This window comes from Humidesulfovibrio sp. (genome assembly GCF_035560995.1).
GTDB lineage: Bacteria > Desulfobacterota > Desulfovibrionia > Desulfovibrionales > Desulfovibrionaceae > Humidesulfovibrio.
In genome coordinates, this window is the sequence record NZ_DATMYK010000082.1 from 1 (window position 1) to 12,328 (window position 12,328).

The following is a 12,328-nucleotide window of genomic DNA, read 5'->3' on the forward strand; positions in this document are numbered from 1 at the left end:
AAGAAGGCCGGTCCGCATGAAATATTGCCACGAACCTGCTCAAGGACTTGGTCAGGAGCTGGACAGGGCGCTTCCCAGGCCGTGGGGCACAGGCGCGGGGCGAGCGTGCGCGGGAGGAGGGGACGCCATGTCCGCCGGGGCGGCGGCGGCAATGCCGCGCAGGGCGTCGGGCTCGCCGCGCTGGCCTTCACCCTGGTCGTCAGGTAGGTCGTCAGGCTGGCCGCCGGGCCGGTTTGCAGGGGCAAAGGGCTGCACGCCGAAGGGCAGCAGGCGCTCGGCCGCCTCCTGCGAGGCCCGCTCCACCGCCGCGAACCAGGTCTCGAAGGCGGAAACCAGGGCCCTGGCCGCGTCGGTCAGTCGCAGGCCTTCGCATTTCGCGCCGCGGTTCTCCAGCAGCTTCACGCCCAGGGCGCGCTCGCTTTGCTGCAATTTGCCCCAGGCCGCGCGGTAGCTCATGCCCATGTGCTCGGCCGCGCGCTTGATGGACCCCAGGCGTTCCACGTTCATGAGCAGCTGGGCGCGGCCCATGCCGAAGTACAGCTCCTCGCCGTGCTCCAGCCACAGGTGCAGGCGGATGACCGGCGCAGCCGCAGGGGCTTTGCCCGCGGCGAAAGGCGGGCCGGTCTCGTTCCGCCCGTCCGGCTGCTCCTGCATCTCAGCCCGATGTGCCATCGGTGCCCATCCTTCTTGAAAACTGTGTCAGCGCGCGGCATATGCGTTATGTCAATGTTGGCATAAGTGTATGCACGAGGGGGCCGCGAAGTGTCGAGATGCGCGTTCTTGCGCATGGTCTGACACAGGATGGGGGTGCGCGCGGTGCGCCGCGGGCCTTGTGCTCCTCCATGGGGGGAGCTATGGAATAGTAATCACATGTGAGCAGCGCGGAAAAAGCCAGCCGGTCCATTTGGCGTCAAGGCTGGCCCGATCTCCCCTGCCGGGCGGGTTTTCATGGTTCTTCGGCGCCTGAGCGCACTCTTGTTTCTCTTCGCGGTGGGCAGCGTGGCGCTGTTCTCCTGGTGGCTGGCCCAAAGGGCCGACTCGCAGATGCGCGACGAACTGCTGGCCACCTCGCGCCTGGCCTCGCAGCTGCTCTCCCGCGACCAGCTCTCCGCCGCGGGGCTGGTGTCCCCTGCAACGGCGACTCCAGACGAGACCGGGCGGATCAAGCATCAGCTGGAGGCCATACGCGGCAGCCTGCCGGGCTGCCGCCGGGCGCTCCTGGCGGGCCAGTGGGCCACGGGCGCGCCCGCCGTGCTGGCCCAGGCCGAGGCCGCGCCCCCGTCAACAGCGTCCCAGCCCTACCGCTTCGCCGGGGCGGACGCCCAGGCCCTGGCCCTGGCGCTTTCGCAGGGGCAGCCGGGGGTGGTGGGGCCGGTGAGCGACGGCGGACCCCTGCGGGTGGCCGTATATATGCCCCTGGCCCCAGGCGGCGGCGCGCCCTTGGCCCTGGTGCTGCACATGGACGCCGAGGGTTGGCGGGCAGAGCAGGCCGGCCGTGCCGCGCTTCCCGCCGGTGTTCTGGCCCTGGCCCTGGCGCTGGTGGGCTGGCTCTTGGCCACGGCGGAGCGCGTTCAGCCGGGCGGCAGGCCTGTCATGTGGCGGCTGTTGCCGCCTGTGCTGCTCATGGTGCTGGTGCTGGTGGCGGGTTTCGGCACCGTGCTGCGCCATCGCGAGCAGAGCCGGATGCGCGAATCCGTGGGGCAGCAGGTGCGCGACCTGACCCTGGCCTTCCAGAAATCCGTGGCCGGGCAGGGGGCCTACCTGCGGGCCATCCTGGGCGGCATTGTGGACGCGGAAGCCCGCGAGCTGCCCGCGCTGCTCAAGAAGGGCGACGCCAACGCCCTGCGGCGCATGCACCAGCAGCTCTACGCCAACCTGCGCCGCGAGCACGGCGTGACCCAACTGTATTTCATCGCCCCGGACGGCGTGTGCCTGTTGCGCATGCACAGCCCGGAACGCTCCGGCGACGTCATCGCCCGGCGCACCCTGGCCGAGGCCCGGCGCAGCGGCAGGTCCGTTTCGGGCGTGGAGCTCGGCGTTTTGGGCAACTTCACCTTGCGCGCCGTGCAGCCCGTTTACCTGGGCGGAGTTTGCGTGGGCTATGTGGAGCTCGGCCAGGAGATCGACGACGTGGTGCTGGGCATGCTGCCGGACCAGGGCACGGAACTGGCCGTGCTGGTGCGCAAGCAAGGCCTGGAGCGCGACGTCTGGGAGCAGGGCGTGCGCCTGGCCGGGCGGGAGGGCGTCTGGGACGCCACGGAGAACGAGGCTCTGCTGTACAGCACCATGGGGTTTCTCCCGCGGGAGCTGCTGGATGCGGTGCGGGGTTTCGACGGGGACGATATTTTCCTGCGCGAGGTGAGCGCCCTGGGGCGCGAGTGGGCCGTGTCCACTTTCCCCCTCGTGGACTTCTCCGGCCAGGACCACGCCCGCATGCTCGTGATGCAGGACACCAGCGCGGACAAGGCCGAGTTCCGCCGTTTGACGCTGCTGGCCGCGGCCGGGCTGGGCAGCCTGCTGGCCTTCCTGTTCGCCGTGGTCTTCGTCCTTCTGCGCCGCACGGACCAGGGCATCCTGGCGCGGGAGGAGGCCCTGCGCAAGAGCGAGGAGGTGGCCCGAAAGCTTTCCCGCGCGGTGGAGCAAAGCCCGGCCACGGTGCTCATCACCGGGCTCGACGGAAAAATCGAGTACGTGAATCCCAAGTTCACCGAGACCACCGGCTACACTCCGGAGGAGGCCTTGGGCCAGAACCCGCGCATGCTCAAATCCGGCGACATGCCGGCCGAAAGCTACCGCGGCATGTGGGAGGAGATCAGCGCCGGGCGGCTGTGGCGCGGCGAGTTCAAGAACCGTCGCAAGGATGGCAGCGAATACTGGGAATCGGCGTCCATTTCCGCCGTGCGCGACGCCTCCGGGGCCATCACCCACTATCTGGCAGTGAAGGAGGACATCACCGAACGCAAGGAGGTGGAGGAATCCCTGCGCCTGAGCGAGACCCGCTTCCGCAAGCTCTTCAACTCCTCCACGGTGCCCATGGCCTATCTTTCCGGCGAGGGCGCGTTCCAGGACGTGAACGACCGCTTCCTGCGGACCTTCGGCTACGCCAAGGAGGAGATCCCCACCATCGAGGACTGGGCCAAGCTGGCCCACCCGGACCCGGAATACCGGGAACGCGCCCGGCTCATGTGGTACGGGGCGGTCGCCAAGGCCATGGAGACCGGCAGCGACGTTGAGGCCCAGGAATACCGCATGACCTGCCGCGACGGGCAGGAACGCACGGTCATCGCCTCCGGCATTCTGTTGGACGGCGGCGTGCTGGTGACCTTCTTTGACGTCACCGAGCGCAAGCGGGCCGAGGACGAGGCCCACGAACTGGCCGGACGTTTGCAAAAGATCGCCAGCCGTGTGCCGGGCATGGTCTTCCAGTACCTGCTGAAGCCCGACGGCTCCTCCTGCTTCCCTTACGTCAGCGAGGGCGTGCGCGAAATCTACCGCCTGGACCCGGAAATCCTGCGCCACAGCGCGGAAGCCGTGAACAGCGTGGTGCATCCAGATGACGCCGAGCTTCTGGACGAGTCCATCCTGGAGAGCGCGCGGAGCCTGAAGCCCTGGCAGCTGGAGTACCGCGTGCGTTTCGAGGACGGCGAGGTGCGCTGGCTGGCGGGCAACGCCGTGCCCCAGCGCGAGGCCGACGGCGGCACCCTCTGGCACGGCTTCGTCTCCGACATCACCGAACGCCGTGCCGGCCAGGAGGCTCTGAACCAGAGTGAAAAGGCCCTGCGCGAGCTGTACGCCAACGCACCGGTGGGCATTTTCCGCTCCACGCCGCTGGGCCGCTACCTGGAGGTGAACCCGTACTATGCGCGCATGTACGGCTACGAAAGCCCGGAAGCCATGGTGCAGAGCGTCACCTCCATCGCCGAGCAGGTGTACAAAAACCCGCTGGACCGCGAGCGGCTGCTGGCCGAGCTGGCCGAAAAGGGCGAGGTGCTGAACTACGAGGTGGAGCGCAAGACCCTCCAGGGCGAGTCGCGCTGGGTTTCCTTAAGCATCCGCGCGGTGCACGACGCGCAGGGCCGCGTGGCCCACATGGAAGGCTTCTGCTCCGACATCACCGATCAGAAGATGGGTCAGCAGGCCCTGGCCGAGAGCGAGAGCCGCTTCCGCATGCTGTTCGAGAACGCGCCCGTGGCCTACCAGTCCCTGGACGAGCAGGGCCGCTACACAGACGTGAACGACGAATACGAGGCGTTGCTGGGCTACGATCGGGCGGAACTGCTGGGGCGCGGCTTCAGCGAGTTCTGGCCCCCGCAGGACCAGCCGGGCTTTGCGGAGAACTTCACGCACTTCCTGGAAACCGGGCGGAACTCCGGGGAGCTGCGCCTGGTGCGTCGGGACGGGCGGATTCTCTCCGTGATGCTGGAGGGCCGCGTGCAGCGCGACCCCTCTGGCCATTTCCTGCGCACCCACTGCGTGCTCTACAACATCACCGAGCGCACGGAAATGGAAGCCGCCCTGCGCGAAGCCACGGAACGCCACCGGCGCATCGCCGACACCGTGCCCCTGGTGCTGTACGACTTTGTGCAGGAGGAAGGCGGCGAGCATTGGTATGAATATCTGAGCCCGCGCTTCAGCGAGATTTTCGAGGTCGAGCCGGAGACCGTGATAGGCAGCCGCCAGGGCATTCTGCCCCTGGTGCATCCGGAGGACCTGGAGCGCCTGCTGACCGAGGACCGCGCGGCCGCTGAGGACGGGGGCGTCTTCAACGCCGAGGTGCGCATCCTGACCCCCTCCGGCCAGGTGAAGTGGGTGCACCTCATGTCGCGCGCGCGGAAGCTGGGGAACTCGGCGCGCACGGTCTGGAGCGGATTCATGCTCGACATCACCCTGCGCAGGCAGATGGAGGAGCGCGTACGCGAGGCGGGCCGCCAGCTGGAAATCACCACCGCCCGGGCCGAGGCCCTGGCCGCCCAGGCCGAGGCCGCCAGCCGCGCCAAGGGCGAGTTTCTGGCCAACATGAGCCACGAGATAAGAACGCCCATGAACGCGGTCATCGGCATGGCCCACCTGGCCCTGACAACAGAGCTTTCGCCCAAGCAGCGCGACTACCTGACCAAGATCGACCGGGCTGCCCGCTCTCTTCTGGGCATCCTGAACGACATCCTGGACTTCTCCAAGGTGGAGGCGGGCATGTTGGCAACGGAGTCCGTGGACTTCGACCTGGACCTCGTGCTGGACGATCTTGCGGGCCTGCTGGCCGTGAAGGCCCACGAAAAAGGCCTGGAGCTCCTGCTCGACGTGGGCGGCGATGTGCCCCGCCGCCTTGTGGGCGATCCTCTGCGCCTGGGCCAGGTGCTGGTGAATCTTGTGGGCAACGCGGTGAAGTTCACCCAGGCGGGCGAAGTGCGCGTTTCTGTGTCCGCGCTGCCGGAGTCCCTGCCCGGCCAGGCGCGTCTGGCCTTCTCCGTGCGCGACACGGGCATCGGCATGACGCCGGAGCAGCGGGCCAACCTGTTTCAGCCCTTCACCCAGGCCGACGCCTCCACCACGCGGCGCTTCGGCGGCACCGGGCTCGGTCTGTCCATTTCCCAGCGCCTGGTGCAGCTCATGGGCGGGGAGATCGGCGTTGCGAGCGCGCCGGGCCAGGGCAGCGAGTTCCGCTTTGAACTGACCCTGCCCCTGGCGGCGGAGCAGGGCCGGGAGGCCGCGCCGGATTCCCTGGCGGGCCGCCGGGTGCTGGTGGCCGATGACAGCCGCTCCGCGCGCGAAATAATGGTCGCGGCCCTGCGGCGCCTGGGCATGCTGCCCGAGGAGGCCGCGGACGGAGCCGAAACCCTGGCTTTGCTGGCCCGGGCGGCGGAAGCGGGCAGGCCCTTTGAGCTGGTCCTGCTGGACTGGCGCATGCCCGGCATGGACGGAGCCGAGACCGCCCGGCGCATCAGCCAGGACGCGTCCCTTTTGCCCAAGCCCGCGGTGGTCATACTTACGGCCTATGACCGGGAGACCCTGGCCCGCCTGCCGGAAAGCGGGCTGGCCGCCGCCTTGCTTATGAAGCCGGTGAGCCCCTCGCTTTTGCTGGACACCCTGGCCGAGGTCTTCGGCGGCAAGGCTCTTACCCCGGCCCGGCCCCCGCAGGACCAGGCCGAGGCGGCGCGCCGGGCCCTGGCGGGTCTGCGCGTGCTGCTGGTGGAGGACAACGAGATCAACCAGCAGGTGGCCCAGGGCATGCTGGAGCGCGTGGGCGTGGAGACGACCCTGGCGGGTGACGGCGAAACCGCCCTGGCCCTTTTGGCGGTGGAGAGCTTCGACGCTGTGCTCATGGACATCCAGATGCCCGGCATGGACGGCTTCGAAACCACCCGGCGCATCCGCGAGACCGGTTCCCTGAGGGGGCTGCCGGTCATCGCCATGACGGCCCACGCCCTGGCCTCCGACCGGGACCGCGCCCTGGCCGCGGGCATGAACGACCATGTGACCAAGCCCATTGCTCCCGGCGCGCTGTATGGGGCGCTCATGCGGCATGCCGTTCGGCATGCGGAGCGGCCCGCGCCGCAGGACGGGCAATCCGGCCCAGGCAGAGCGGTTCTCCGTTCCCCGGCTGCAAAGGGCGCCGGGCGGAATGTTCCGCGCGCGCAGCGCCTGCCGGATCTGGATGTGGCCGAGGCTCTGGAGCGCCTGGGCGGTGACGCCGCCCTGTACCGCGAGCTTCTGGAGCAGTTCACCGAGCGCTACACGGGGCAGGCCGCGAACATTTGCCGCACCATAGAGGACGGGGACATGGCCGAGGCCCGGCAACTGGCCCACAGCCTGCGCGGGGTGGCCGGGAATCTTGGGGCGGTTGCGGTGAGCGCCGCCGCCGCCACGCTGGAGCGCGCCCTGGCCGAGGGCGCGGCCGTGGTTCCGCTGCTGGCCCTGTGCGACCAGGTGGAGCAGGCCCACGCAGCGCTTCTGGCTGCCTTGCCCCTGGCCCTGCCCGCGCCAAAGCCGGAACCTGGCCTTGCCCCGGAGCACGATGGTTCTGAAAGTGGTGATTCCGGCGGAGACGCTTCCGGCGGGATGAAATCCGGCGCTTGAGCCCCGGCCGGGCTACCCGGCCAGCGCGGCCACCAGCTTGCGGATGTCCTGCGGGCTGACGGGCTTGGCCAGAAAGGCCAGTGGAGCCTGGGCCAGCGCCCGCTCGCGCGTGGCCGCATCGGTGTAGGCGCTGGTGAAGACCACCGGCGGCCCGTGGCGTTCGCGCAAGGTTTGCGCCGTGGCGATGCCGTCCAGCGCGCCTTCCAGGTGGATGTCCAGAAAGATCAGGTCCAGCTTCAGCCGGGCTGCAATTTCCAGGGCTTCCTCCCCGCTGGGCACGCAGCCCGCCACCGTGTGGCCCAGACCGCGCAGCATGCTGGTCAGGGCCAGGGAGATGATGCGCTCGTCTTCCACCACCAGCACGTTCAAGGTGTGGGCCGCGTCAGGAATCGCCGTCACTGCGCCGCCCTCACGCCCGCTCCGCGGGCATCTCCAGCCGGAAGGACGCGCCGCCCTCCGCAGCGTTCCGGGCGCTCACGCCGCCGCCCAGCTGCTCCGACAGGCTGGTCACCAGGGTCATGCCTAGAGTCGGCGCGGCGTTGATGTCGAAATTCGGCGGCAGGCCGGGGCCGTTGTCCCGCACCTCGAGCACCAGCAACTCCTCCTCGCGCCGCAGGCTTACGCGCAGCCGTCCCTCGCCCTGGCCGTCCCGGCTGCCCCGTCCGGGCCGGAAGGCGTGCTTCACGGCGTTCATCGCCAGCTCGTTCAGGATGAGTCCGCAGGGAATGGAGCGCGTCACCGGCAGGTGGATGTCGCCCACCTGGCACTCCAGCCGGACGGGGATGTCCGCTCCGGCCAGCACGCGTTCCGTCAGCCTGGGCACATATTCGCGCATGTTCACGCTGGCGAAGTCCTCAGCGCCGTAGAGCTCCTCGTGCACCAGGGCCATGGCCTGGATGCGTTTCTGGCTCTCCGAGAACAGCTCGCGGTCCTGGGGCAGGCTTACATATTCCATCTGCAAAAAGAGCAGGCTGGAGATGATCTGAAGGTTGTTCTTCACCCGGTGGTGGATTTCCTTGAGCAGGATCTCCTTCTCCGCCAGGGAGCGCTGGATGGCCTCCATGGCCTTTTTCCGCAGGGTGATGTCCATGCCGTAGAGGTTCACGTAGCCCTCGGGCAGGATGGGCCGCGCGGTGAAGGCATAGCAGCGGCCGTTGAACTCGACCTCGAAGTCCTGCACCTGCTGCGTGGCCAGGGCCGTGGCCGCGATGGAGCGGTAGGGCTCCGGCATGAGCAGCCCCGGGGCGGCGGCGATGTGCGCGAGGAACCCTTGGCTGGCCTGGTTGGCGAAACGCAGCTGTCCGCCCGCGCCTATGCGCAGCACCGGGTTGGGGTTCTCCTCCGGGAAGCGGGCCTGGCTTCTGGCCTCCAGGCTGGCCGTAACGGCCTGGGCGTAAGTGTGCGCCAGGTCCTCCTGCATGCGGTTCACGGCCAGGCACAGGATGTCCAGCTCGTCGCCGGTCCATTTCTTGTCCAGGCGCAGCTCGCGGAATTCCAGCGCGGTCTGGCTTACGCGCTGGGTCTGGAAGTGCCGGGCGGCGGCGGCCAGATGGCGCGAGACCATCCGCCGGGTAAGCAGGAACATGGCCAGGCACAGGATTGCGCCCATGCCGGTGCTGAGGCCCAGGGAGAAATAGGCGGCGCGCAGGGCCCGGTTTTGGGCCTGGGCCAGGTCGGCGTGCAGAAGCAGCTGGCCCACGGGCACCGGCCGGCCCTCGTGCTGGTACGTCAGCGGCGCGGCGCGCAGCAGCACGTCGCTGGTCAGGGGTATGCCGCGCTCCACCACGGTGCGGCCCTGGTCGCTCACTGCGGCGTAGGTGATGCCCGGCTGGTTGACGATGCCCTCAAGGTGCAGGGCCGCCTGTTCTATGTTCACGTCCCACAGGCTGTGGGCCAGGGAAGGCGTTTCCGTCTTGATGACGCGGTCCAGCTGGTGCTCGGCGTCGGACAGGATGTTCTGGTATTCCCACCAGGCGCGCAAGCCCGCAAAGCAGATGATGAGCGCGAGGGACAAGGGCAGCAGGCGCCGCAGCAGGCGTGTGGAAAGCGGCGTGACGACGGTGAGGGAGGACTGCGTCATGGGGCGTTTCCAGCCAGGCCCGCCCTGGTCAGGCGCGGGAGGGTGCCGTCGCGCCGCATGGCCCGCAAGGCTTCGGAGAGTTTAGGCACCAGAGCGGCGTGCCGGGCGTTCAGGTACAGGTGCATGGGCTCCACCGCCAGCGGTGGCGACAGCGCGCGCACCCCCTGATACCCGCGCACGCGGATGATCTCGCGGCCGGCGTGCAGGCCGGCGACCACGACCTCCGCGTGGCCCTTGTCCAGCAGGGCGAAGAGGGCCTCTTCGTCGCGCGCTGTTTTGAGCCTTGGCGCTCCGGCGAGTTGACGCTCCACGATCTTCCAGCCGTTGACGATGGCCACCTGGCGCTGGCGCAGGTCGGCCCAGCTGGAGATTTTGAGCTCTGGCGCGCGGGTGAAGGCCGTGAACACGAATTCACTCACGGGTTCGGGCACCATGATCAGGTTCGGGTAGGTCTTCTCCAGCCCGGCGACGCGCACGTAGTTGCCGTCGTCGATGCCCAGATTGGCGTTTTGCAGGCAGCGCTCCGAGGGGAGCATGACGAGCTTCACCGGCACGCCGATGCGCCGGAAGGCCTCGGCCACGATGCGGTCCTCGAAGCCTGTGCCGTCTGGCCGGGCGTGGGGCGGCGCGCCGTCGGTGTTCAGCACCAGGGGGGCGGCTTGGGCTGGGCCAGCGGCAAAGGCCGCCGTCTGGAAGAGGAGAGCGGCAAGAAGGGCCGGCGCGAGGCGCGAAAGAAAAAAGCCCGCTTTGAGCATGAATATGCCTTAGCCACAATCCGCGCCGCAGGGCAAGCGCCGTGTTTGAAGCGCCGAGCCGGGGTTGGCTGCGGGCGGCACAGGCCGCTAGCCCAGTTTCGTGCCGCAGATATCCTGGAAATGCTTCTGCTTGGACAGGCTCCACACTTGCTGTTCGCCCAGGTGCCGCATGAAAAGCTCCACGCTGTTTCCCTGTCCGAAGTGGTAGCACGGGGAGCAGCTCTCCATGTCCCAGCACTGCTGTATGGCTCCGAGCATGGCCGCGTGGGTCTCCGGCACGTTGTGGATGGAATCGTGCAGGAACCTGCCCTTTTGCCGCGAACCCACGTTGATGGTGCGCACCCCGTAGATGGGGGCCTCGCGGATGCCCGCGCTGGAGTTGCCGATGATGAAGCGGGCGTTCTGCATGAGCCGCAGGAAGAACTCGAAGCGCATGGAGGGGAACAGCCGGAAGCGGGCGTTGTCTTTCAACGTTTCGTAGGCTTTGTGGATGTGCTCGCTGCCCGCGTCGTTGTTGGGGGAGATGACCACGAATTCCCGGCCGGAGTCGAGCAGGGCCGAAGCGAAGGCCTGGGCGCGCTCCGCCTGGGTGGCCGGCTCGGTGGTCACGGGATGGTAGAGGGCCACCGCGTATTGCGGGAAGGCGATGTCGTAGCGCTCGCGCACGGCGTCCAGGCTCGGCAGGTCCGGCGAAAGCATGATGTCGATGTCCGGCGAGCCGATGACGAATACCGTGTCCGGGTGCTCGCCCATCTGCAGCAGGCGGCCGCGCGCCTCGTCGTTGGCCACGAAGTGCAGGTGGGCCAGCTTGGTCACGCTGTGGCGGATCATCTCGTCGATGGTGCCGCTGCGCTCGCCGCCCTCCACATGGGCCACCAGGATGTTGCGGAACGCGCCCACGATGGCTCCGGCCAGAGTTTCCAGGCGGTCGCCGTGCACCACGATCATGTCCGGGGCGTCCTCGGCCACGTGCTTGCCCAGAGCCTGCACGGTGTTCGCCAGCACCAGGTCCATGGCCTCGCCGCCCATCTGGTTCATGGCGGTGAAGACATTGGTGAAGCCCTCGCGCTCCACCTGCCGGTAGGTGTAGCCGTAGCGCGCCAGCAAATGCATGCCGGTGACGAAAATATGGCACTCCATGTCCGGGCTGGCCTCCACCGCTCGCATCAGCGGCTTCAGCTTGCCGAAGTCCGCCCGGGTGCCCGTGATGAAGAGAATGCGGCGCTTAGCGGCCATCCACCATGCTCCAGTCGAGCTGGGTGTCCACGTCGATGTCCTGGCTGGCCGTACGGCCCAAAAGCCCCTCGAAGTGCTCGGCCAGGATCTTGCCGGTGCCGGGCCGCTTGACCCACAGGTTCTGCTTCGTGAAAGGCTCGCCCTTCTTGATGGCCCCGATGGTGACGCAACTGGCGTAGGCGAAGTCGATGGTCACCTGCTCCTCGGGCAGCACGGCCTTGGTGCCGCCGCGCGCCTTCTGGATGATGGCCGAGCCCTCTATGAGTTCCTGCATCTCCTTGGGGTCCATGGACAGGAACACGTCCGGGCCGGGCCAGGCTTTGTCGGACGTAAAGTGCCGCTCCAGCATGCAGGCGCCCAGCGCCGCCGCGCCCAAACACGGGTAGATGGTCAGCGTGTGGTCGGACAAGCCCACCACGGCGTCCGGGAAGGCCTCCATGAGCTCGACCATGGCCCCCAGCCGCACCTTTTCCGGCGGGGTGGGGTACATGCTGGTGGTGTGCATGAGGCCGAAGGGAACCCCGCGCTTTCTCAAAATATCTACGCTCTTGGCCACGCTTTCCATGCTGTTCATGCCGGTGGAGAGAATGACCGGCTTGCCGAAACTGGCGATGTGGTCCACCAGCGGGTAGTTGTTGCACTCTCCGCTTCCGATCTTGTAGCCCGGCACGCCCATGCCCTCCAGCCTGTCCGCCGCCGCGCGGGAAAAGGGCGTGGAAAGATAGATCATGCCCAGGCTCTGCACCAGGTCCATGAGCTTGCGCTCGTCGGCCTCGGAGAGCTGGCAGCGGTCCATGATTTCATAAATTGAGACATCGGCGTTGCCCGGAATGACGGATTTGGCCTGCGGGCTCATCTCGTCCTCCACCACGTGGCACTGGAACTTCACGCACTCGCAGCCCACGGCGTGGGCGTCGCGCACCATGCGCTCGGCCTTGGCGTAGTCGCCCTCGTGGTTGATGCCGATTTCGGCGATGACGAGCGGTGCGTAATCCGGGCCTATCTTGCGTCCGGCCAGGGTGATTTCAGGCATTGCGGGCTCCTTTTCCTGACTCGCGTCAGCGTGGGCGGACGATAGAGAAAAGGGCGCGAAGAATCAAGGCGAGGGGCGGGCGGCGAGCGAGACGGGGGGAAGCAAGGGGCGCCGCCCCTTGACCCCGCCAGGGGGTATGCACCCCCTGGA

7 protein-coding genes are annotated in these 12,328 nt (G+C 68.1%); 1 reads left to right on the plus strand and 6 read right to left on the minus strand.

Annotated features, from left to right (window positions below; all coding sequences use genetic code 11):
* Positions 1-51: 51 nt before the first annotated feature.
* A complete protein-coding gene (locus VN419_RS03085; protein WP_325644330.1) occupies positions 52-672 on the minus strand; it encodes a winged helix-turn-helix domain-containing protein in 621 nt (206 codons plus the stop codon).
* A gap of 276 nt (positions 673-948) precedes the next feature.
* Here VN419_RS03085 and VN419_RS03090 point away from each other — a divergent pair, with 276 nt between their 5' ends.
* Positions 949-7,074 carry a PAS domain S-box protein gene (locus tag VN419_RS03090; protein WP_325644332.1) on the plus strand — a complete coding sequence of 2,042 codons (6,126 nt, stop codon included), beginning with the start codon at positions 949-951 and terminating at the stop codon, positions 7,072-7,074.
* A 12-nt stretch (positions 7,075-7,086) separates the two neighbouring features.
* On the opposite strand, the gene VN419_RS03095 is transcribed toward VN419_RS03090, so the two are convergent.
* From VN419_RS03095 to VN419_RS03115, 5 genes are all read right to left on the minus strand, one after another.
* A complete protein-coding gene (locus VN419_RS03095; protein ID WP_325644335.1) occupies positions 7,087-7,473 on the minus strand; it encodes a response regulator in 387 nt (128 codons plus the stop codon).
* Positions 7,474-7,483: 10 nt separating this feature from the next.
* Entirely contained in the window at positions 7,484-9,154 is a 1,671-nt protein-coding gene (locus VN419_RS03100) for a histidine kinase dimerization/phosphoacceptor domain -containing protein (protein ID WP_325644337.1), read from the minus strand.
* The gene (locus VN419_RS03105; protein WP_325644339.1) at positions 9,151-9,909 is read right to left on the minus strand and encodes a transporter substrate-binding domain-containing protein; all 759 of its coding nucleotides are present in this window, start codon (positions 9,907-9,909) and stop codon (positions 9,151-9,153) included. Before VN419_RS03105 ends, VN419_RS03100 begins: the two co-directional genes overlap by 4 nt.
* Positions 9,910-9,996: 87 nt before the next feature.
* Positions 9,997-11,145 (minus strand): UDP-N-acetylglucosamine 2-epimerase, encoded by a 1,149-nt coding sequence (neuC, locus tag VN419_RS03110; protein ID WP_325644341.1) that lies wholly within the window; start codon positions 11,143-11,145, stop codon positions 9,997-9,999.
* Positions 11,135-12,178: an N-acetylneuraminate synthase family protein gene (locus VN419_RS03115; RefSeq protein ID WP_325644343.1), complete on the minus strand. Its 1,044-nt coding sequence runs from the start codon at positions 12,176-12,178 to the stop codon at positions 11,135-11,137. The genes neuC and VN419_RS03115 overlap by 11 nt, the downstream gene beginning before the upstream one ends.
* Positions 12,179-12,328: the final 150 nt, after the last annotated feature.